The organism is Nitrobacter sp. TKz-YC02, assembly GCF_049852135.1.
Taxonomy (GTDB): domain Bacteria; phylum Pseudomonadota; class Alphaproteobacteria; order Rhizobiales; family Xanthobacteraceae; genus Nitrobacter; species Nitrobacter vulgaris.
Window position 1 is genome coordinate 2,737,635 of the sequence record NZ_CP180728.1, and the last position, 22,088, is coordinate 2,759,722.

Annotated in this window: 19 protein-coding genes, 1 tRNA gene and 4 pseudogenes; 11 read left to right on the forward strand and 13 right to left on the reverse strand. The window is 57.7% G+C overall.

The window, feature by feature from the left end; translation table 11 throughout:
• Window positions 1–129: 129 nt before the first annotated feature.
• On the forward strand, window positions 130–441 hold the full coding sequence (locus ACM561_RS13045) for a helix-turn-helix domain-containing protein (protein WP_425905545.1): 312 nt from the start codon (window positions 130–132) through the stop codon (window positions 439–441).
• Between the two features lie 192 nt (window positions 442–633).
• Here ACM561_RS13045 and ACM561_RS13050 read toward each other — a convergent pair.
• The 6 genes and pseudogenes from ACM561_RS13050 to ACM561_RS13075 form a co-directional block, all read right to left on the reverse strand.
• A pseudogene (locus tag ACM561_RS13050) lies at window positions 634–916 on the reverse strand (transposase); the annotation flags it as partial.
• A 124-nt stretch (window positions 917–1,040) separates the two neighbouring features.
• A pseudogene (locus ACM561_RS13055) lies at window positions 1,041–1,232 on the reverse strand (IS701 family transposase); the annotation flags it as partial.
• A 220-nt stretch (window positions 1,233–1,452) separates the two neighbouring features.
• The gene (gene cbbX / locus ACM561_RS13060; protein ID WP_425905546.1) at window positions 1,453–2,343 is read right to left on the reverse strand and encodes a CbbX protein; all 891 of its coding nucleotides are present in this window, start codon (window positions 2,341–2,343) and stop codon (window positions 1,453–1,455) included.
• A gap of 159 nt (window positions 2,344–2,502) precedes the next feature.
• Entirely contained in the window at window positions 2,503–2,928 is a 426-nt protein-coding gene (locus tag ACM561_RS13065; protein ID WP_425905547.1) for a ribulose bisphosphate carboxylase small subunit, read from the reverse strand.
• 11 nt (window positions 2,929–2,939) lie between these two features.
• On the reverse strand, window positions 2,940–4,409 hold the full coding sequence (locus tag ACM561_RS13070; protein ID WP_425905548.1) for a form I ribulose bisphosphate carboxylase large subunit: 1,470 nt from the start codon (window positions 4,407–4,409) through the stop codon (window positions 2,940–2,942).
• Between the two features lie 132 nt (window positions 4,410–4,541).
• Complete coding sequence (locus tag ACM561_RS13075) at window positions 4,542–4,682, reverse strand: hypothetical protein (RefSeq protein WP_425905550.1); 141 nt, start codon at window positions 4,680–4,682, stop codon at window positions 4,542–4,544.
• Window positions 4,683–4,967: 285 nt separating this feature from the next.
• Between ACM561_RS13075 and ACM561_RS13080 the strand changes: the two genes are divergently transcribed.
• The 6 genes and pseudogenes from ACM561_RS13080 to ACM561_RS13105 all read left to right on the forward strand — a co-directional run bounded on the left by ACM561_RS13080 (window position 4,968) and on the right by ACM561_RS13105 (window position 10,637).
• Window positions 4,968–5,918 (forward strand): LysR family transcriptional regulator, encoded by a 951-nt coding sequence (locus ACM561_RS13080; RefSeq protein WP_425905551.1) that lies wholly within the window; start codon window positions 4,968–4,970, stop codon window positions 5,916–5,918.
• Between the two features lie 40 nt (window positions 5,919–5,958).
• Window positions 5,959–6,318, forward strand: a complete 360-nt coding sequence (locus tag ACM561_RS13085) for a P-II family nitrogen regulator (protein ID WP_425905553.1) — start codon at window positions 5,959–5,961, stop codon at window positions 6,316–6,318.
• A 91-nt stretch (window positions 6,319–6,409) separates the two neighbouring features.
• The gene (locus ACM561_RS13090) at window positions 6,410–7,933 is read left to right on the forward strand and encodes a carboxysome shell carbonic anhydrase (RefSeq protein ID WP_425905554.1); all 1,524 of its coding nucleotides are present in this window, start codon (window positions 6,410–6,412) and stop codon (window positions 7,931–7,933) included.
• A gap of 19 nt (window positions 7,934–7,952) precedes the next feature.
• Window positions 7,953–8,062, forward strand: a pseudogene (locus tag ACM561_RS13095) (ATP-binding protein); the annotation flags it as partial.
• A 431-nt stretch (window positions 8,063–8,493) separates the two neighbouring features.
• On the forward strand, window positions 8,494–8,829 hold the full coding sequence (locus ACM561_RS13100) for a DUF983 domain-containing protein (RefSeq protein WP_425905556.1): 336 nt from the start codon (window positions 8,494–8,496) through the stop codon (window positions 8,827–8,829).
• Between the two features lie 705 nt (window positions 8,830–9,534).
• Window positions 9,535–10,637 (forward strand): IS3-like element ISNisp3 family transposase gene (locus tag ACM561_RS13105; RefSeq protein WP_425905558.1). Its coding sequence is split into 2 segments (ribosomal slippage): window positions 9,535–9,790 and window positions 9,790–10,637, totalling 1,104 coding nucleotides; the frame shifts between segments, so codons are not numbered across the junction.
• A 427-nt stretch (window positions 10,638–11,064) separates the two neighbouring features.
• Here ACM561_RS13105 and ACM561_RS13110 read toward each other — a convergent pair.
• Window positions 11,065–11,505 carry a hypothetical protein gene (locus ACM561_RS13110; RefSeq protein ID WP_425905559.1) on the reverse strand — a complete coding sequence of 147 codons (441 nt, stop codon included), beginning with the start codon at window positions 11,503–11,505 and terminating at the stop codon, window positions 11,065–11,067.
• Between the two features lie 2 nt (window positions 11,506–11,507).
• Window positions 11,508–12,440, reverse strand: a pseudogene (locus tag ACM561_RS13115) (low temperature requirement protein A).
• Between the two features lie 681 nt (window positions 12,441–13,121).
• On the opposite strand from ACM561_RS13115, the gene ACM561_RS13120 reads away from it, so the two are divergent.
• Window positions 13,122–13,568: a universal stress protein gene (locus tag ACM561_RS13120; RefSeq protein WP_425905560.1), complete on the forward strand. Its 447-nt coding sequence runs from the start codon at window positions 13,122–13,124 to the stop codon at window positions 13,566–13,568.
• Window positions 13,569–13,831: 263 nt separating this feature from the next.
• Here ACM561_RS13120 and ACM561_RS13125 read toward each other — a convergent pair whose 3' ends face one another.
• Window positions 13,832–14,818 (reverse strand): integrase core domain-containing protein, encoded by a 987-nt coding sequence (locus tag ACM561_RS13125; RefSeq protein ID WP_425905561.1) that lies wholly within the window; start codon window positions 14,816–14,818, stop codon window positions 13,832–13,834.
• A 605-nt stretch (window positions 14,819–15,423) separates the two neighbouring features.
• Between ACM561_RS13125 and ACM561_RS13130 the strand changes: the two genes are divergently transcribed.
• Together ACM561_RS13130 and ACM561_RS13135 are read left to right on the forward strand one after the other, a co-directional pair.
• A tRNA-OTHER gene (locus tag ACM561_RS13130) sits at window positions 15,424–15,495 on the forward strand.
• A gap of 331 nt (window positions 15,496–15,826) precedes the next feature.
• On the forward strand, window positions 15,827–16,816 hold the full coding sequence (locus ACM561_RS13135) for a M23 family metallopeptidase (protein ID WP_425905563.1): 990 nt from the start codon (window positions 15,827–15,829) through the stop codon (window positions 16,814–16,816).
• 857 nt (window positions 16,817–17,673) lie between these two features.
• Here the strand turns inward: ACM561_RS13135 and ACM561_RS13140 are convergent.
• The 4 genes from ACM561_RS13140 to ACM561_RS13155 all read right to left on the reverse strand — a co-directional run bounded on the left by ACM561_RS13140 (window position 17,674) and on the right by ACM561_RS13155 (window position 21,158).
• Window positions 17,674–19,368, reverse strand: coding sequence for a methyl-accepting chemotaxis protein (locus tag ACM561_RS13140; protein ID WP_425905565.1), 1,695 nt, complete (start codon window positions 19,366–19,368; stop codon window positions 17,674–17,676).
• Window positions 19,369–19,679: 311 nt separating this feature from the next.
• The gene (locus tag ACM561_RS13145) at window positions 19,680–20,024 is read right to left on the reverse strand and encodes an integrase core domain-containing protein (protein WP_425905566.1); all 345 of its coding nucleotides are present in this window, start codon (window positions 20,022–20,024) and stop codon (window positions 19,680–19,682) included.
• Window positions 19,999–20,631: a hypothetical protein gene (locus tag ACM561_RS13150; RefSeq protein WP_425905567.1), complete on the reverse strand. Its 633-nt coding sequence runs from the start codon at window positions 20,629–20,631 to the stop codon at window positions 19,999–20,001. Before ACM561_RS13150 ends, ACM561_RS13145 begins: the two co-directional genes overlap by 26 nt.
• A 254-nt stretch (window positions 20,632–20,885) precedes the next feature.
• Complete coding sequence (locus tag ACM561_RS13155) at window positions 20,886–21,158, reverse strand: hypothetical protein (protein ID WP_425905569.1); 273 nt, start codon at window positions 21,156–21,158, stop codon at window positions 20,886–20,888.
• A 161-nt stretch (window positions 21,159–21,319) separates the two neighbouring features.
• On the opposite strand from ACM561_RS13155, the gene ACM561_RS13160 reads away from it, so the two are divergent.
• The gene (locus ACM561_RS13160; RefSeq protein WP_425905571.1) at window positions 21,320–21,628 is read left to right on the forward strand and encodes a hypothetical protein; all 309 of its coding nucleotides are present in this window, start codon (window positions 21,320–21,322) and stop codon (window positions 21,626–21,628) included.
• The last annotated feature ends 460 nt before the right edge of the window (window positions 21,629–22,088 follow it).

The window sequence follows — 22,088 nt, forward strand, 5'->3', positions numbered from 1 at the left end:
GCGATTTACATTTCACAAATGTATTAGACAACACGGTTGATGTATTGTACATTTAAATTGATACTTGATACTAAATTCCATATGACTTAAGCACATCAACTGTGAACCGCATCGGGGTTGCCAGAATTCATGATTTCCGCCAATCAACTCAGGGCCGCCCGTGCGCTCCTGAACATAGATCAACGGCAAATGGCTGAACTGGCAGATCTTTCAGTTCCGACTATTCAACGCATGGAAGCTAGTGACGGCGTCATCCGTGGCAATGTCGATTCCCTGATGAAACTGGTTTCAGCTCTGGACAACGCGGGCATCGAGTTGATTAGTCCGGATGGTCAAAGCTTGGCCGGCGGTCGGGGCGTCCGGCTCAAAGAACAAGTCACGAAGCCAAAGATAAAGCAACCAAAGCCTTTCTCGTCGCGGCCCTTGGAACGAACTCGATAATCTACCCTCTCTGAAGTGTCTCCCTGAAGTATGATTTTCGGATGTCCTTTGCGGGCGTCAAATCTTCACTGAGCGCTTCGCTTAAGGAGTGCTAACGCCATCGGCGCGACGTACAGCGTGGCTCGCTTCTATCGTCCATCACCCCGGTCTGGCGCTTGGCGGTCGACCGGCAGCAGGCTTCGCTAAGTCTCCCAGCCCATCGACGACGGCATCAGGATATCACTGACGCCGCGGCCCTTGAGTTCGTTGATGACGAGCAACCAGCACTTGGCGCCTTCGGTTTGTTCGATCCACAGACCCAGAATATCCTTGGTACCGTCAGGCAGAACGCCCAACGCGATGTACACCGCCTTGTTGCGCACAAAGCCTTCGTCGCGAATCTTGACCCGCAACGCGTCGAAGAACACCAGCGGATAGCTGACATCGAGCGGCCGTTTTGCCATTCCGCGATCTCGTTCAGAACGGCGTCGGTCAGCATTTGATCCGCCGGCGCTTTGCCCGGCCCAGATTTTTGTTTCATCTTCGCTCCTTGCGACTACGATGAACCAAAAATCCTCCCCTCGTGAAGCCTCTCAATTTTGTCTCAAGGGTTCTGACGGCAAATACTCGCGCACCAGATCGTGCAGCTCGTCTACGTCCCAGCGGTCTTGGCCCAGAAGCTCCTGCTGGCGCCATGGGCGGGATCTCCCGCCGCTTACGCTCGCATCCAGCCAGCCTTGCGCGGTTCTTCCCGCGTTCACCACCGTACGCTCCTGCGCAAACAACGGGCACGGGCGCATCCGTCGTTTCACATCCCGTAGCTATGACGCCCACAACTCCAGTACTGTTTCGATCGACGCGATCGTCATCCATGATTGTTGTCGAATCATAGTGATGTAGCGAGTCAGAACTCGCTAATCAGGCGATCTTGATCGGTTACTGTTCAAAAAATTGGTCATTTTCGGACAGAAAAACGGGGTGCAGCCACAATGGCTGATCTCGGCAGGGCTATCGCCTTCTCTTGTCCGTCAATTACTCGACAACGGCAGGCTGCGACGTCTCGAACACGCGACTGGCAAGAACGTCGGACGCTACTACCGACTGGACATCGTCGACAGACAGGATGGCGTCCTCGTCCGCGACCAGGCGATTGGCCTGACGCAAGCGAATACGATCCAGCGCGTTGCGGATCGAGCGTGCGTTGGAGAACAAGGGCTGCGCCTTGCGCAACGCGATATAACGTACAAAGGCGTCGCGGGCGTCAGAGGTGAATTTATAGTTCATGTGACGCAGCATCACCTCCGCGATCGCGAGCAACTCCTCGTTGGTGTAGTCGGGGAAGTCGATGTGATGGGCGATGCGAGAACGGAAACCGGGATTGCTGGAGAAGAATCTTTCCATACGGTCGGCGTAGCCGGCGAGAATTACCACCAGATCCTCGCGCTGCGATTCCATGACCTGAAGTAGTATCTCGATGGCTTCCTGGCCGTAGTCTCGCTCGTTGTCGGGCCGATGAAGGTAATAGGCCTCGTCGATGAACAGCACACCGCCCATCGCCTTTTTCAATATTTCCTTGGTCTTCGGCGCGGTGTGGCCGATATACTGTCCGACCAATTCGTCGCGCGTGACCGAAACGACATGGCCACGGCGTACATAACCCAGTCGATGGAGAATATCGGCCATCCGCAAGGCAACGGTGGTTTTGCCGGTACCGGGATTTCCGGTGAACGACATGTGCAATGTCGGGATCTCCGACGTCAGTTCCATTTTCTTGCGTATCCGCTCGACGAGGAGCAGCGACGCAATCTCCTGGATTCGTGTCTTGACCGGCTTGAGACCGATCAGCTCTTGATCGAGCTGCTTGAGTATCTCGCCGATTCCAACGGCCTCGAGTTCCTCGCGAAGGTTGACTTTTTCTTGCATCGAAGATGGTCCTGATAACCTCGGTCGGGAGCTTCTTTTTTACGACCGCTCGCGAGAAAACCGTTCGGGGAGAAAGGCTCCGTCGTCAGGAGACGACGGAGCAGTACTTCCGGGCTGGACGACCGAAAGGATAAATCGTCCAGCCTTAGCCGGATGGAATCATGATGAATAGCGCTGACCTTCGGAACGTTCGGCCACCGCATAGGAGGTCGTGGTGTATCGGACGTTGCGACTATCGGATTCCTGGCGCTCGAGCCGGAAGCCCGGCTCGTTCTTGGGCCTGTTGACGATGAACGAGATCTTCACCGACTCCCAGCCAGGACTGGAATCGAACCCGGAGATCCGGATGTAGCGGTCGCCATAGACCTTCCGGCACTCCTTCAGCTCCATCAGCACGCCTGCCGCGTCCAGCAGGTCGAACATCGGCAAATTCCACATTTCCCAATAGGTATTGCGGGGATGCGGATCGTCGGTGAACTCAATGTTCACCGCCCACTTCTGGCTGAGGCAGTACTGGATCTGCCGGGAAATCTGATCGTCGGTCAGATCAGGCAGGAACGAAAAACAACCTTGAGTAATACGCATGATGTCCTCCATTACGCCGCAGGAACGGCGGTGGGCACGTAGTCGGGAGCGTCGGTCGAGGCGTAGTCGAAGGTGACGTCCTTCCACACCTCAAGCGCCTGCTTCAGCGGCGTGCAGCTCGCGGCTGCCTTGGCCAGGATCTCCGGCCCTTCGCTGACGTAATCGCGACCTTCGTTGCGAGCGAGGATCATCGCTTCCAGCGCCACACGATTCGCTGTCGCACCGGCCTGGATGCCCATCGGGTGACCGATGGTGCCGCCGCCGAACTGCAACACCACATCCTCACCGAGGTGCTGGATGAGCTGGTGCATCTGGCCGGCATGGATGCCGCCAGAAGCGACCGGCATCACCTTGTTGAGGCTCGCCCAGTTCTGGTCGAAGAAGATGCCGTGTTCGAGCTGGGTCGGGTTGTACTCCTCGCGGCAGATATCGTAGAAGCCGCGCGTGGTAAGCGGATCGCCTTCCAGCTTGCCGACCACGGTTCCTGCGTGGATATGATCGACGCCGGCGAGCCGCATCCATTTGGAGATGACGCGGAACGACACGCCGTGACTGCGCTGCCGCGTGTAGGTCGAATGACCGGCGCGATGCAGATGCAGGATCATGTCGTTCTTGCGCGCCCAATTCGACATCGACTGGATCGCGGTGTAGCCGATCACCAAGTCGATCATGACAACCACCGAGCCCAACTCTTTCGCGAACTCGGCGCGCTCGTACATGTCCTCCATCGTCGCCGCAGTGACGTTGAGGTAGCTGCCCTTGATCTCTCCGGTCGCTGCCTGGGCGCGATTGACCGCCTCCATGCAGTAGAGGAAGCGTTCTCGCCAGTGCATGAACGGCTGCGAGTTGATGTTCTCGTCGTCCTTGGTGAAGTCGAGACCGCCTTTCAAAGCCTCATAGACCACGCGGCCGTAATTGCGGCCGGACAGGCCGAGCTTCGGCTTGACGGTGGCGCCAAGCAGCGGCCGACCGAACTTGTCGAGGCGCTCGCGCTCGACGACGATGCCGGTGGGCGGCCCCTTGAACGTCTTAACGTAAGCAACGGGCAACCGCATGTCCTCGAGCCGCAAGGCCTTGAGCGGCTTAAAGCCGAACACGTTGCCGATGACCGACGCGGTGAGGTTGGAAATCGAACCGGGTTCGAACAGGTCGAGATCGTAGGCGATATAGGCGAAGTACTGGCCTTCCGCCCCCGGTACCGGGTCGACGCGATAGCACTTGGCGCGGTATTTTTCGGCTGCCGTGAGGCGGTCCGTCCATACCACGGTCCAGGTCGCCGTCGAGGATTCACCAGCCACCGCCGCCGAGGCTTCGATCGGATCGACGCCATCCTGAGGCGTAACCCGGAACAGGCAAATGACGTCAGTGTCCTTCGGCGTGTAGTCCGGCTCCCAATAGCCCATCTTCTTGTAGGACATGACGCCGGATTTGTAGCGGTCCTTTCCGCGGACGGTCACCGATTTTTCGTTTTGGACGTTCATCTATCTCTCCTTCTTCTCTCTGTGATCCGCGAAAGTTCCGGATCGAATGTCACGCCGCGGCAACGGCCGTATCAGCGATGCTTGGATCAAGTTTGCCCGTACGATAGAGCTCGGCCATCTCAGCCCGTGGGTTCACCTTGATTTTTGAGGCATTTCCCGCTGTGCAGCGATCGGCTCCTTCTTGAAGCTCCATCCGGGGATTGGCGTCAGTCTGACGATCACCACTCGCCAGGAGATACGCAGGCCTTGCGTGGCTATGCGCTTCGCAATCATGGCCCCCCTCCCGACATCGAACTGGACACCCACTTGATCGCGACCATCGGGCTTCCGGACTAGCAGCGAGCGATCTGGCGCGGCCTTCCTCGAAAAGGTCGATCGGCTAGGCAACTGAGGCGTAAAATCTCATGTCTTCAAGTTGATATCTCATGTCTTTAACAAAAAACATGTGTCTTCAGCATAATATAAGGTGTTTTTACAAGCTATTCACGTGCCAAAAATATAAACGATGATATACTAAACACCAATTGTTATTTCTTATAGAATGCATTAGATTCGCTTATGTATCTGACGCTCAGACAGCTCCAGATCTTCGACGCGGTGGTGCGTCGGCGGAGCTTTACGCGCGCGGCCGACGCGCTGCACCTCACCCAGCCGGCGGTCTCGATGCAGATGCGACAGCTGGAAGAGCAGATCGGCGTGCCGCTGTTCGACCACGTCGGGAAAAAGATCCATCCGACCGATGCAGGTCGCGAGTTGCATCGCCACGCCACGCTCATCGGCGCCAAGATGCACGATCTCGAGTCGGCGATGGAGGAGTTCCGCGGCGTCCATCGCGGAGAACTCGACCTCACCGTGGCCAGCACGGCCAACTACTTCATGCCGAAGCTCATCGCAGCTTTCTGCGCCTGCCATGCCAGGGTGCAGGTGAGGCTGCAGGTGTCCAACCAGACGCATATCCTCAAGACGCTCTCAGCGGCGAACCAGGACCTGGCCATCATGGGGCAACCGCCAGAGGACGCCGAGCTCGTCGCGCGCGCGTTCCTCGACAACCCACTGGTGGTCATCGCTTCGCCCGAACATCCCCTGGCTGGACGCCGGAAGATTCCGCTGGAGCAACTGGGACGTCAGCCGTTCATTACGCGTGAGCCCGGCTCGGGCACCCGCAACGCCGCGGAGCGTCATTTTTCGCGCCACGGCGTGGAATTCCATTCGGTGATGGAGATGAGCAGCAACGAGGCCATCAAGCAGGCTGTCGAAGCCGGGCTGGGGTTGGGCATCCTGTCGCTGCACACTCTGGAGCTGGAGCTGGTGACACGCCGCCTGGTTACTCTCGATGTGAAGAGTTTTCCCATCGTGCGGCAATGGTTCGTCGTGCATCGCAAGGGCAAACGCCTATCGGCGGTGGCGCAGTCCTTCCTGGCGTTCATCTCCCAGCAGGCGCGTCCGCTGGCCTCGCCCAAGCAGTCATCGACCCACTCAGGGCTACAAGCCTTTCGTCTTCAACAATGAGCGCGCCGCTCGTTGCCCAGGCTCAGGAGGATCTCGTCGCATGAATGCGATCAAACTGCATCCGCTGAAAAAACTGGAAATCATTCTCGCCGGCGAGCACAAGGAATTCGCTACCGACCTGCTCGAGCGCGCCGGGGTGAAGGGTTACACCATCGTCGGCAATCTGTCCGGCAAGGGCAGCCACGGCCTGTACGAAGGTCACCTGATGTTCAACGAGGACGACGTCCTCATCATGATCATCGCTGCGGTACCGCAAGGCTTGGCCGATTCGCTGCTCGATGGTTTTCAGCCGTTTTTCGACACCCACTCAGGTGTGATTTTCGTCAGCGACATCCAGGTCTGCCGCCCGACCAAGTTCATGGTGGCCTGCCCCCATGAGGTGGCCCGGTTTCAGTCTTAATGCATGATCGGCTTTTCGACCATTGCTTGCGCGGCTAACGAAGCCCAGCCGGATGTCTCAAAACCGGGCTGCATTACAGAGGATCGCGGATATGAACACGCGTAAACGCCTTCAGTCCCTGCGACGAAAAGCCAGCCCCGTTGCTGTGGCAACGCCCGTGGCGGCGGCTATGCTTGATCGTCCGGCGGGCATGACTGACGGCGAGCAGATGTGTGAGCATGCGCTGGTCGATCGCGATCTCAATCGCCTGCTGTTCGATTACGAGCAAACCGTGCGCTCGCGTTTTACCCGCATCGTCGACGTGCTCAAGCGTATCTCGACGTATCAGCACGACGAGAATTTTATCGGGCGGGCGCAGCAGCTTACCCGCGAACAACTCGGCTTCGATCTTCCGACGCAGGTGCTCGAGGACGCCTGGGTGTGCGGGCTGGATTTGTCCACGCTGCATTCACGCTGCATATTCAGCTCTTTGAAGTTGAGCGTCGATAACGCGCAGACCGAGCAGATCGGTTGGCGCCAACGCCTCCCGCTCGACGAGAACTTTCTGCGTTCGTGCGGCTACCACACCGTGGACATCAGCCCGTGTTCCGACGGCCGGCTGCAGGGCGTCGGCGCCTATGTGCTGCGCATGTTGCCTGGGCCAAATGTGCGGGTGAAGGGGTATGCCGGCGCACTGTTTAATGTCGAAGCCAATATGTCAGACTGGGCAGAGCGCGAAGTCAAGCGGCTATCGGGGGAGATGGTCGATGGTGATCGCCTGAACTACCTCAAGATCGCCGTTTATCATTTCAGCAGTTCTTCGCCCGATAATCACGGTTGCGCTGCTCACGGCAGCAACGACCGTCAGGCCATAGAGGCGGCACTGCAGCGCCTGCACGAGTTGCGAGCGGCGGTCGACCAGACTTTCGGCGCGGGCGCTGCGCCAGATGTGCTGCTTATCGGTGTTGACACGGATCTGGATGCGCTGCGCATCCATCTGCCTGATGGCTTCGGCGAGCTTAACGCGCACCGCTACTTCGAAACCGCGCAGGTCTACCGCGACACCCTCGGGCTAGCGCCCGATGCGGCTCGGGCCCATATCGCCGAGACCGTCGCCGTTGCCGAGGGCATGAATGACGGGAGCCAGGACACCGGCCGAATGCACGAGGGTATGCGCCGCCTGGTGCTGGCGCTGGCTGAGGCCAACCTGTCGCAAATCGAATACGTCATCGAGCACCACACCGGGCGCTACGCGACCATCGGGCACGACGAGGAGTACATCATCGCCGGTGAGAAGCTGCGGCCGCTGCAGCTGCGCAATCTATTTTATCTTGCTCACCTCAATACAATCGAGGAAGGCGCGCCGGACATGGATGTCGGGATTGATATCTTCACCAAGCTCAACGCCGCGCACGGTCTACCGGTGCCGGTGCTAGTGCATTTCGAATATGATGCACGAGTTCCCAAGTCGCGCGAGCGGGCGATCGCGCGGGGTCGGCGGGTGCGTGACGCGATCGAGTCGCGCTACCCAGTTCTGGCCACCCGGGGTCTGCTCAATTGCGCGATTGCGGTAAGCGAACGTGGCGGCGACGAGCGCTGCGCCTTCGTCGCCGACGACGCTGCCGACGATCAATGAGGACGTATGGCTGAACGCCTTCGACGACGCCACGATGACACCCGCGTTGCTCGACCGGATCACCATCACTGCGAGATCGTCGAGACCGAAAACGAATCTTGGCGCTTCAAGAGTCGCTCACAAAACTAAAGCCGAAAGCCTGATCAGCCGCGCCCGAGCAAGCTGCGCAACCCCGACCAGCTTGGCCTGATCAGGCGCTAATCGACATGCTTTTCAGCACCTCGAACTGGAGAGAACGTTGCGCCGATGATATCAAGTATATTTAGCCTTATGCTTGATATATCAGTTAGTATGTGTAGATATTCAAATACGGATCTTGGCAAACTTTGAGGGGATAAGCCCGCTCGGCATCTGCGCTGCCTCTGAGGGTGTGGTCTGGACGGCCGCGACCCGATAGTCGCTTTCTGTGCGCTTGCTACGAGGTGGACGCGTCACGCATCGCATCACGTCTCGGGTAAAATGGCTTGCATTAGCATTGCGAGTTGGCTCGGTCAGTTACTGTCCCGCTCGGAGCGCAGAAAGCTAGAAATGGTAATCAATGACAAGGGATTCACGCAAAGATGCCTTCACCATATTCCACTGGGTTGTTGTGCCGATGCCCGCGCTGCGGCAAGGGGAAGCTCTTCGACGGATTCATGACGTTGAAGCCCGAATGTGATTCGTGCGGTCTGAATTTCAACTTCGCAAACGTCGGCGACGGGGCCACCATATTCGTCATCATGATCGCGGGTGCCATCGTCGTCACCGCCGCTCTATTTACTGAAGTCAAATATCAGCCGCCGTATTGGGTTCACGTGGCGCTTTGGATTCCGTTGATCCTGATCGTGACGCTTTGGCCGCTGCGAGGGCTGAAGAGCCTCCTTGTATCGCTGCAGTATCACCACAAGTCATCGTAAAGCGAGGCTCATCCCCCGCGCCTACGAATAGCTCCGGACGTAGGTCTGAACGTTTATTCCGCTCAAGGCGTTTGGCAACTGGCGATCGCTGTTTAAAGTGGAGCCACAACCGCCCGAGCGGAAGCTGTTGTATCGACGGCGCCCCTTAAGTCCTCTCCTTAATCCGCCAATAAGTCCGGGGACTTATCACTGTGCATGCTGATCGAAAAATGACCCCCATCGGCATCACGGGGACCCTTCGCGTTTGTGACCCTTAAAATGGTGCGCCGAAATGTTTCTTGGCGAAAGCGTCAAACCGTTGGTCAAACCCAGGTTGAATGTACACTTTCATGACGATGGAGCGTGCGATGTTATTATACCCATGGCCCTTGTACGCTGATGCGGACGTTTTGAGCGAGGCACTCGATATCGTAATGCGCTACCTGCTCTTCACGGGGCAAGCGAATCGGCGGGTAGAGATGCGCCATGTCGCGGCTCACGCTATGCTCGCCGCGTGGCGCTCGGGGGGCAGACACAAGATACAATTGGCCAATTGCGGCATTGCAGCAGTGGAGAAAAACTCTTCAGGTGAGGAGATGCTCTCGTCCTATTCTCGTGTTGGTTGATTTCGGCTTTGTCGGCTTCTGATCTGCGACCTTCAAATCGGACCGTTTTTGGTTAGAGTTTTTCCGCTGGATTTCCTCGGACTGGGAGGAGCGGAGAGCGATGAAAGCCTCGAAGTTTTCAGACGCGCAGAAGGCATTTATTCTGAAGCAGGGTTCCGATGGGGTGCCGGTGGCTGATATTTGCCGTAAGGCCGGGATCAGCCAGGCGACCTATTTCAACTGGAGAAGGAAGTACGACGGCTTGCTGCCGACCGAGATGCGGCGGCTGAAGCAGCTTGAGGATGAGAATGGCAAGCTGAAAAAACTGGTCGCTGATCTCAGCCTGGATCGCGAGATGTTGCAGGACGTCATCCGCCGAAAAATCTGAGGCCTGTTCGTCAGCGCAAGCTCGTCGACGCGGTCCGCGGTGAATGGGATGTCTCGATCCGGCGGGTGTGCCAGATACTCGAGGTCGACAGATCAACCTATCACTACAAGTCGCGCCGGCCCGGACAGGCCAGCCTCGAAAGCAAGATCAAGGAGATCTGCCAGACGCGGGTTCGCTACGGCTACCGCCGCGTGCATGTGCTGCTGCGCCGCGAAGGCTGGCTAATCAACCAGAAGAAGACGCGACGGATCTATCGCGAGTTAGGCCTGCAATTGCGCAACAAAACGCCGAAGCGACGGGTCAGGGCGAAGCTGCGCGACGATCGCAGAGATGCCACGCATCCCAACGAGACCTGGGCGATGGACTTTGTGCACGATCAGCTCGCCACGGGAAACAAGATTCGTGTGCTCACCGTTGTCGACTTATTCTCACGGTACTCGCCGGTGCTTGATCCGCGCTTCAGCTACCGCGCCGAGAATGTCGTTCAAACGCTGGAGCACACCTGCGCGGCAGTTGGTTATCCGAAGACCATCCGCGTCGATCAAGGCTCCGAGTTCATCTCGCGCGATCTGGATCTGTGGGCCTATTCCAATGGTGTCACGCTCGACTTCAGTCGGCCTGGCAAACCGACTGACAATGCGTTCATCGAAGCCTTCAATGGACGCTTCCGCGCTGAGTGTCTGAACACTCATTGGTTCCTGACCCTTGACGACGCACGATCAAAATTGGAGGATTGGCGCAGATACTACAACGAAGAACGCCCGCATGGGGCGATCGGGAATAGACCCCCGATTACGTTGCATAATCGTGACAGCGATCCCAGCTCGCCGTCATGACAAAGCCGGAAACTCTAGCCTCCGGCGGTCCAAAGAATGGTCGCAGATCAACAAAGCCGGAAACTCTAGCCTCCGGCGGTCCAAAGAATGGTCGCAGATCAACGAAATCCAGGACTCTCCCTCAAGCTGGAGGAGACTAGGGTATCAGGTCACTTCGCAAGAAGGTAGGTCAAGCGTATTTGAAAAACATAAGAATCCTGTGGAACGCCTTTCGGTCTCACCTTGGGCCAACTCTTGAAACGGCTCAGTCGTCTTGGTCCGCTAGGGAGCGCCAATGGTTCCAACTGGTTAGCTCTTTTCGCCGTTCGTTATGTCTAACTCTACTACGCAGCGTTGAGAGGAGACGGCTCGAAACGCGGGCGTCAAATGTCCGCACACCGACTCCTCGGTGACGGCTGAACCGTTCTCCCGGAGCCAGGGTACAAGGTCACTCAATACAGCTACCATTTGCTGAACGTCGCTGGTTAATGGCATGTGTAACGATGAAGAAGATGCTCTGACATGCAGGTGAGCCAAGCGGATTGGAAAGCATAGCAATTCTTGAAAGGCTTTCTGGTCTCACCTCCGCACACCGACACCACTCAATCTTCTTGGTCTCCATCTCAATGCACTGCCATCGCGCGATCCGGCTCGTGCGGCGCTTGCGATGCAAATGCTTTTCCCAGAGGCTCACCACCAACATGATGATCGTCGTGAGCCAGCCCATGGTGAGCAGGTCCGGGCGGTAGGTGACAGGGATGAGTGCCGCGAGCAAGACGACGCCGACAATGTGTGACGCGGGCCCGGCACCATAGACCACTTTCTTGTAGATAGCGCTGCCGAGAAGGTAGATCGCCGGCCTGGCGGACAGGACGAGCGCATAAGCCATATTCACCGCATCGTGTGGATGAGCAAGAACGAGGTCGTTGGCGACGGCGGGGCGATGATGCCCGCGACCAAGATAGCATGGAGATAGTGGAACCAGGCTCCGATTCGGCGCGGATCGTCGGACCGTGTGATGGTCTCGGTCACGTCTTCGCTCGACGTGCCGAAATAGAGCCACCACATCGCCAGCGTGCCTAGGAAGGTGGCGAGCATGGCACCGAGAATGGCCGTGTTCCAGCTTGCTGCTCGGCCGAGCGTCGAACCGGTAGCGAGCACCGTCTCGCCTAGCGCGACGATCACAAAGAGCTGGCAGCGCTCGGCGAGATGTCCGCCTTCGATGGTCCAGTCGCTGGTTCTGGAGAGACCGAGGCCGGGAAGCGCAAAGCCGAACATTGGCGAGACATACTCGCAGAGCATGGCAACCGCCCATAGCGCGGCGCGGGACCAGCCCTCCATGAAGGCACCCGAGATCCAGAACACGGCTGCGACCATGAGCCATCCGAGTATGCGGCGGTAATTGGCCGCAAGCGGATGATCCTTGCCGAGCTCAAAGACGATATAAGCGGTCCGTCCCACCTGGATCGCGACATAAGCAAGCGCGAAGACCAGCCCGCGTTCACCGAACGCGCCAGGGATGGCCGCTGCCATGACGAGGCTCGCCAGCATTACCACGAATAGCAACGAACGGATGCGCGGGGTGTCGGGATCGAACCAGTTGGTGACCCAGCAGGTGTATTGTCAGCCAAGCCAAACCGCGAACCACAGGATCAGCGTTTGGACCACGCCGGTCAACGTCAGGTTGGTCAGAAGTTCATGACTGAGTTGAGTAACCACGAAGACATAGACGAGATCGAAGAACGGTTCAGCATAGCTGACTCTTGCATGATGGCCGTCACGGCGGCGCAGTAACGGATGAGGGGCGGAAGTATGATCTGACATAATCAACAACTCAGGTCACATAACGGGACCTCCGGTTTCGCTCAAACTTATCTCTGCGGCTGCATCTGCGGCAGCGTTGCGGTATTCGACGACTGTCCGATAATGGTCCAAGCTGCCAGTAAATCATTTTTACAACGGCGCCAAAATCTAGGCCTAGTCTAATTTTCAAACACGCTCGACGTCCAGTTTGAGGTTGAGCGCCTTCAGAACCCATATGTCATGCTAAGTTGGACGCTGCGCGGTGCACCATACGTGTAGCTGCTGCACCAATTGTAAATTGAATAATATTTTTTTGTCGAAGAGGTTTCGGACATTGAGGTGACTGAAAGGTTCTCATTGAACTTATAATTCGCCATCAGATCGACGGCCCAATAACTCGGCGCCGTGCTCCTGACGTCGGCGCCAATTAACCCGTTCCAGACCTCATCGCTCCATGTGATGTCCTGCCACCACACCGCCGCCGACCGTCAATCCGTCCAGCGCACCATCAAGTTTGTAAGTCGTGTAAAGAGTAAACTGATTTTCGGGCGTCAGCGTCGAAACCCTCCCCTTGTCCCATCCCAAACCCGCTGGCGGCGCTGTGGCTGGTCCTCTGGTTACGGGACCGAGCGGCTTCTTGTTGAGGTCAGATGTGATTGCTATGATCGTCGCAGACTTTCTGAGTACGAAGGGGTACTACCCATGTACGATCACATTCTCATTTCAACTGACGGCTCCGAACTGGCACAGAAAGGTGTCGACCATGGTCTGTCGCTGGCCGACGAAACCGGCAGCAAGGTTACAATCATCACTGTGACGGGGCAGTCTCCAGTTCCTTCCATCAGCGCAAGCGGATGGGGTATGGCGGGTATGGACCCGGATCGGCTTGAAGATGCCAACACGCGGCATGCAAAAGATATCCTTTCGGCAGCCAAAGCGGCGGCAGAAGAAATGGGACTGATGGTCGAGACACTTCATATCCCAAGCGCCTCACCGGCCGCGGCCATCGTTGATGCGGCGAAAACGCATGGTTGCGATCTGATCGTCATGGCCTCCCATGGGTACCGGGGGATCAAGAGGGCCCTCTTGGGCAGCCAGACCGCCGAGGTTATTGCTACTGCGCATATTCCGGTTCTTGTGGTCCACTAGATCGGGCGACCGACATTGGCTTGTCCGGGCGCCGCCGCACAACCCGTCTCTGCCCATGGCATGTGGATGTAGATCGCCAACGCGTTCGCTTTCTCGCCCGTGAGCGAGCGCGTTGCGAGCGGTCACACCGAGCCTGGCAAGCATTCGTCGAATACCGCAACCCAGACGCAGCCGCAGAAATAAGTTTGGGCGAAAGTCTGGCGGCCCCTATGGGCCCTGACGCCGCACAAACTGCACAGGACAAGCGGTGTGCCTGTCGCAAATCAAATCCGAACATATTGGTGATGCAGCCCGCCCAGGATTGGAAGACGAAGAATACGCCCTGCTCTCTGAACCCTGCGCGATAGGGGCGCATCCTTGTCCAACGACAGGTGCGTACGCGTCTCATTGTAGTAATTCATATACGACAGAAGCACGTGACGGAGATACCGCTCGCCGAACACAACAACATAGTCAAGGCCCTCCCGCCGGATCGAACCGATAAGTCGTTCAGCATAACCGTTTTGCCATGGGGAACGCGGCGACGTCGGTCGATCGCGAATACCCATGGATCGAAGTCTTCGGATGAAGACCTCGCCATAGGCCCGATCTCGATCACGGATCAAATAGCGGGGAGCTTGCTCCCAGCCGCAAGCTTCCGTGAGTTGATTTGCGATCCATTCCGCAGTCGGATGTGCTGTGACGCCGAGCCACAGAATCTGTCGTCGACCATGCCCCATGATTAACAAGCCATAGAGCAAGCGAAATGAGATCGTCGGTACGACGAAAAGGTCCATCGCCGCAATACCGTCGGCATGATTGCGGAGAAACGTCTTCCAACCTTGCGACGGCGGGCCTCTACGCCTGGCCATATACTTCGCCACGCTGGTCTGACCGATGTCGATGCCAAGCTTGAGCAGTTCGCCATGAATTCGTGGCGCTCCCCACAGTGGATTGGCAATGCTCATCTCGCGGATCAGCTCGCGTATTTCCAGCGGCACCGTCGGCCGGCCGCCGCGGGGGCGCGATTTCCAGCGCCAGTACGATCTGAACCCGGCGCGATGCCAGCGGACAATGGTGTCCGGTTTCACAATTGCCAACGCGTCGCGAACTTTAGGGAACAGCCGATAGAGACCAACGAATATCAACCGATCGATGGCGCTGAAGGCGTGTTTCGTTGGGGCCGTTCGCCGCAGAACGTTGATTTGCTGCCGTAGCGTCCAAATCTCTGCCTCAAGCGTTGCCCGCGATCGAAACAGATCGACAACCATCCACCCAATGAGTCTGCAAACGTCCTTCATCCCACGACAGCATCGTCCAATTCTCGATCAACTACCAGCTCGATTAGGTTTACGATAGGGACAGCCCAAGCCGTCAAGACTGTCAAAGTCACGCAATCGCTCAACGATATCGCGCTCTATGTGGTGAAGGACGACGGCACCGTTCTAATCGATTGGGACAAAGTCGAAGCACTCGCCGCGAGTAAGCAAATCCCCTGCTCCTGTCCCAGGCTCAAGTCATGCTGGCTATCCGTGACGGTAAATGGAAAGCTATGGATCAAACTAGCTAAGTGACGCGGTCACAATCACCGGCCAAGCGTCCAACTTCACCAACAAGGCGGCCGGAGTTCTGTTGGCGAAACGCACGACTGCCAGATTGCGCCTAGATAGAAGAAGCGCGACGATCGACCTCCGCGGCTGATCTTTTGCGACCAGTTCCAGAATTAACCTGGAGCGCCGAAATAAATCTTAATTCCAATCCGACGTTGTGTGCATCAAACAAGGCGTTACCCTTTTCTCACCGGACATTGCCCTAAGTCCGGAGGTGCCCAGCGAAGCCGCAGGAAAGTCCCAAGCAGCCCGCGGTTTCGTCTTATGCGGATTTAGCTCAGCGGCAGAGCGGCGCGTTTACGACGCAGGTCCATGTTCGACTCATGGAATCCGCACCATTTGGGCTTCGCTAGCGGCGTAATTTTGTGATCCGCTTGGCCGAACAAAAGGCCATGCAAGATACGTCACACGCGCCTCAACGGGTGTTCGAATCGCTGCACGAAACGCCAGAGTAGATTGACGGGTGGCAATTGAATGGCCCTCCGGCTCAGCTATAACTGAATGTCGGCGCAATATTTCGTGAATCATCTGTCGGTCTTGCCACTATGTTTCTGCCACGTTTTCGTTCTGAAAATGACAAGCGAGTTGATCCGAGGGACGTGCTGAGCGCATTCACAGAGTCGGCCTGACTTAGGATGCATCGCCAGAAATAGATCGAGTCGTCGCGGCATGGACCATCAACGCTATTCGCTGATTCTCGCGGTTGCAGTGCTGTTCGCCAACTCAGCCGGATCGACCCTGTCGCTTGAGCTTGAGCTTCCGATCGCGTGCGAGATTGGCCAGACGTGCTTCATTCAGAACTACGTCGACCACGATCCATCAAGGGGAGCGTGTGATTACATGTGCCGCCACCAAACTTACGATAAGCACGACGGTACAGATTTTCGTCTGCCGAGCGTGGCATGGGAGCGCACCGGCGTTGCGGTGCGTGCGGCTGCGGATGGGCAGGTCCTGCGCACCCGTGATGGCATGCAAGACGTGTCTGTGCAAACAATTGGTCATGAGCAAATCAAGGGGCGAGAGTGCGGCAACACTGTGATTCTCGCCCATGCAGACGGATTCGAGTCGATCTATTGTCATCTGCAGCGCGGCAGCCTCCGTGTTAAACCAGGAGACACGGTGAAGCGGGGGCAGGACCTGGGCCGCGCTGGGCTGTCAGGTAATACCGAGTTCGCTCACCTGCACTTTGGCTTGCGTCGAAATGGAAAACCTGTCGATCCGTTCTCCTACGGAGCCCCTACTGATGCATGCGGTGGTGGGACTTCGCTTTGGGCACCGCGCCTGGCGAGCGCGCTGAGCTACCGGCCATTCGCGGTCCTCAATGCTGGATTTGCTTCGCACGCAATCACGTCGGAGGAAGTCGAGGCCGGGGATGGTATTGGCCCGCCGCCAAGCATCAATTCTGATATTGTTGCGTATGTACGCGCGATCGGCTTAGAGACCGGTGACGTGCAGCAACTCACGCTCACGGGCCCCGGCGACCGTGTCATCGCCCAATACACCGCCCCCGCGCTCGCGAACGATATGGCTCAGTACACATCGAAGGCCGGACGAAAACGCCCCGAAGGCGAATGGCCGCACGGCACCTATCGGGCAACTTATCGGGTCGAACGCAGCGGCGTGTCTCTGATTGAGAAAACTTTTGAGCTACAGCTTTAGCGGCGTTCAGCCGATGCGCGGCAAGTGAACTTACGCTCCGCTGCCAAGGAAAGACCGCGGGGGCACCCTGGCGGCCATCACCAGCACCAAGGGACAAAATGGCGCCCGTTGAACCAATTATACGTACACATTGCGCGACTGTTTGATCGTAGCGCGAGGTGCGCGACGGGAGGTGGAAAGCTATCATGCGAAGTGACCTCAGGACTTAAGCGTCGTCATCTTGATCGCAACGCTTGTCACCCTCGTTTCGTCGCCTGCACTCGCGGGCACAATCACCGGACAGGCTTCCGTTGTTGACGGCGACACGCTCGAAATTCACGGGCAGCGCATCGCCTCTCAGGTATCGACGCGCCTGACTCTTCCCAACTCTTTCGCGGCGACGATAGCCTGCAATATCGGTGCGGAGCCAAATCAGCCAACGCGCTTGACGAGCACATCGCGGGAAGGCCCGTTAGCTGTAAGGGCATCGGCCGGGATCAGTATGGGCGCACCACCGCGGTATGCTCGATTGATGGCGAAGACGTTGCGGGCTGGTCCGCAATGGCCTCGCGTTCGATTGAACCAGGTATTCAGGCGGAAAGTACGCAAGCGCTTAGAAAGAGGCAGCGCGCGCGGGCCGTGGCGTTGGCCGGATCGTATGTCGCACCGTCGAGCTATCGAGCGTGCGTCAGGAATGGCGGACGGCGGGTGGAGGACCCGTCCTGGTGGGTAATGCGCTGAGGCGGGGTATAAACAAAAACCCGCCACCAGCATCAGTCGGCAGCGGGTCTTGTATGCACGCAGTACTATGGTCCTCTCGGGTTGGAATCAGGCTAGCACTGCTGGGTTTGAGGGGGAGATGGCTCCGGGCGCGCCATCTATGCCACCCGGACGGAGTCCAGGAACTTGTTCACTTCCACCTTGAGCCGGGCGCTGTCGCGCGACAGCGTTTGCGCCGCAGACAATACTTGCGACGAGGCGGTTCCCGTTTCCGCCGCGCCGCGCTGGAGGTTGCCGACATTCGAGGAGACTTCCTGCGCCCCCTGCGCAGCGTGCTGCACGTTGCGAGCGACTTCGTGGGTGGTCGCGCCCTGTTCCTCAACAGCAGACGCGATCGCGGAGGAGATTCCCGAAAGCTTTTCGATGGAGTTACGAATATCGTTGATTGCCGCGACGGATTCCTGCGTGGCCGATTGGATGCCACTGATCTGCTGACCGATCTCGCCGGTAGCCTTGCTAGTTTGCTCGGCGAGCGCCTTCACTTCCGAGGCAACGACCGAAAACCCACGGCCGGCTTCCCCGGCGCGCGCCGCCTCAATGGTGGCGTTCAGGGCAAGGAGGTTGGTCTGACCAGAGATATTGTTGATGATCTCGACGATGTCGCCGATGCGCGCTGCCGCGCTCGACAACGCACTGACGCGCTCAGTCGCCGAATGCACCTGTTCGACGGCATCGCCCGCCATGCGCGCTGATTCCTGCACCCGCTGGCTAATTTCGCGAACCGAGGCGGTCATCTCCTCCGTGGCCGAGGCCACCGAATTGACGTTCGAGGAGGCTTCGTTCGAACCGTTGGCAACGCGTGCCGCAAAATCCTTTGCATGGTCAGCATTCGACGCGAGCGTGGTTGCGGAAGCTTCCAGTTCGGTCGCTGACGTCGCGACAGCCTGAACGATTTCGCCGATCGCCGCTTCGAAAGAATTGGCGATTTTTGTCATGTCCGTCTTGCGCTGAACCTCGGCCTGGCGTTGCGTGGAATTGACTTCTTCCCGGCTGAATCGAATCAGCGTCTGCACGGTCTGAAGGTTGCGAAGCGCCACGCCGATCTCGTCGTCGCGCTTGATTTCGATCCGATTGTCGAATTTGTCGTGAACGAGGTTCAGCATGGTCTCGTTCAGATGATGTATCGGCCCCTCAAACGCGCGAAGCGTCTGACTCCCGACGATCCATCCGACGGCACCCCCGACAATGGCAAGAAGGCTGAGGACGAGCCCCCACGTCCCGCCAACCACGACTGCCCCCAGCACACCACAGGTGAGCAGAAAAGCAGCTTGCAGCGTGATCAGCGTCGTTATTCGCGCCCGCATGGTGCGGGTGAAAAGTCCGAAACGATCGAAGAACGATCGCTTCCGGATGATGCCGGCATCAATCCGGTACGGATGCGGCCGCTTTTCGCGGATGGCTGCATAAACTTCGTCTGCCAAGGCGCGCTGGTCGGCGGCAAGCTTGGTGCGGATCGAGGTATAGCCGGTGACCTGCCCGTTTGTGCAAATCGGCGAGGCAGTCGCCAACACCCAGTAGAAGCCGCCGTTCTTGCGGCGATTCTTGATCGCGCCGACCCAGGGCTTCTCGGCCTTCAGCGTGTCCCAGAGATTTTCGAACGCCTCCGGCGGCATGTCGGGGTGGCGCACGATGTTGTGCGCCTTGCCAATCAATTCCTCGGGCGTAAATTCCGCTGCGTCGATGAAGTCCTCATTGACGTAGGTGAGACGACCTTTGAGGTCGGTCCTGGAAACGATCAGCGTTTCGTCGGAAACGGGATATTCGGCGTCGGTAACCGGAAAATTCTTGCGCACGGGGAAACTCGTTGATCTGTTGCGGTTGAAGCAAGCATCACGCCCGACGCGCTGCTATGACGCGATTCGCTACGGGCCTCTCAGCCACGGCTCCCTGTGGGAGGGGGCCGCTGCTGATGATAGAGTAAAAAGAATCATCCATGATATTTGTTTAAAATCGATTTAGGACACCGAGCTTGCTGACAGCCGTCGTCGAGCGATTTTTTCGCCGACTGTGCTGGACAAGCCAGAAGGAAATAGTGTCTCCGGATATTTTCAGATATTGGTCAGAGGGCCGGGAGGCGTCCGGCTAGGGGGGTGCCTACCGCAAACTAGATCCGAACATATTGATGGTGCAGTCCGCCCAGGATCGGTCGATAGGGAATGCGTCCGGCTGTCTCGACGGAACGTGATATCGGCGCGTCCTTGTTCAATGACAGGTGAGTTCGCGCGTCGTTGTAGTAGGTCATGTATGAGAGCAGCACGTGACGAAGGTGCCGTTCGCCGAAGACAACAACATGATCAAGGCATTCCCTGCGGATCGATCCGATCAGCCGTTCGACGTATGCATTTTGCCATGGCGATCGCGAATGCCGATGGACCGAACCCGACGCAGGAATACTTCGCCGTATGCGCCATCGCGATCTCGGATCAGGTCGGGATTTGTTCCCAGCCACACGCCTCCGTCAGTTGATTGGCGATCCATTCGGCCGTCGGATGCGCGGTGACTCCAAACCACAGGATCTGCCGCCGGCCGTGGCCCATGATCAGCAACCCATAGAGCAGTCGGAACAAGATTGTCGGCACCACGAACAGGTCCATCGCGGCGATCCCGTCAGCATGGTTACGAAGGAACGGCTTCCATCCCTGTGACGGAGGAGCCCTCCTCCGCGCCATATACTTGGCGACGCTGGTCTGGCCGATCTCGGTGCCAAGCTTGAGCAACTCTCCATGGATTCGCGGCGCTCCCCACAACGGGTTGGCGAGGCTCATCTCGCGGATCAGCCGGCGAATTTCCAACGGCACCGTTGGTCGGCCGCAGCGGCGTCGCGATTTCCAGCGCCAATACGATCTGAAGCCCGCGCGGTGCCATCTTATAACAGTGTCCGGCTTCACAATCGTCAGTGCGTTGAGGGTGCTTGACACCAAACGATACAACCCAACGAAGATCAGACGATCGATGGCACCAAAGGTCAATCTCTTCGACAAATGCCGTCGCTGGATGTTAAGTTGATGACGAAGGGTCAGGATCTCGGCTTCCAGCGAGGCCCGCGACCGGAACAACAAGACCAGCACTGACCAGACCAGGCTGCAAGCTTCTCTCATAAGACAGAAGCATCGCGCAATTCGGCCTCACGTGCCAGCCGGATTAGGTTTCCGACAGGGACAGGTGTATTGCGCACATTCAAACGGTCATCGCAACACGGATCAGCTCACCTCGCGTAGCCACTCGTCAAGCGCCTCGGCTCGCGTTTTCCAGCCCAGTGTTTTTCGTGGCCTTGAGTTCAGGGTTGCGACTAACCGGGGGCTCGAGGGCCTCAGATCGCCCGAATGGTGTCGCTCACCCAAGCAACACCGACCTGACCGGCCGCTTGCCACACAACCTCGCAACGCCAGATCGTTACAAAGTTGTCGAAGCTGAGTTCGAATGTTTGCGGAAGCTTGTCACCAGCATTTTCCAGCATGATGCACGCACCGACGGCGGTGACGTTGCGAACGATACAGTTTCGCGGCGTCATGTCCGGCGACAGCAGAAACTTGGCGGCGCAATGAACTGCAGTTCGTTCGCGTGTCCGGCGTTCCGGCAACATCACGGCACCTCAAAATCGAAGCGTGAGCACAAATCATCCAAATATCCGCGAGATTAACATCGCCGCACGCGTCGCGCATAGCGGGCTAAGGCATTACGCTTAATGGACTGGGTATTAGGTGCACGACGCTCGGCTGCCAGCACAAATGCATCGCGTAACAGTTGGTTAAGATTCAACGCCGCGGCCTATTCGGCATCATCGAGATGCTGGTCAACGACGGGTCCGAGAAATTTCTCAAGGATGATGGCAGAACTAGCGACATAGAGGTCGCTGCTGAGAAGACATTTCTCGTGCGCGGTTCCGATCTTGTTTGCGAAAGCCTTGTCAGGCACGCCGTCGAAGAATCGTTGCCAATGCTTGAACTGGACATCGTTGATATGGGCGACAAGCTGCCCGATATCGATCTTCTCTATGCGCAGGTCTGTTCGATCACCTCCTTGAAGGCGGGAAACGACAGAATGCGCCCGTAGAAGGCGTTGATGATCTCGCCCTGGCTGCCCGCCATCCACAGCTTGAGCGACTGAAGGCAGCTACACCCAGGGTCAGCCCGACGAGCGCCGCAAGATTGATGTCCATGTCGAATCATCAGTCGGCGTCATCCGCTCGATCGATTGCGCGACGGCGGCGATCGTCGAAGCGCTACGGCCAGTTCCCCTCAGCGACGATGCGCCCGCCTTCACGATGTCCTCCGTGTGATACCTGTGTGTACCGAAAACTTATCCGAGTTGATGACGTGATGAATTCAAAACTGGCGAAATGATCGGGTTGCTCTGTTTCGCTTTTGGCCGTCCTGGCCTCGCCATTCAAGTCGAAGTTACGGCTTGAAGCTGAGAACGCGGCGCTTCAACATCAGTTGCACAAGCTGCGTGGACGTGTTCGACTCGCAAACAGCGATCGATGGTTTTTTGTCCAGCTATATCGCTGGTTCCC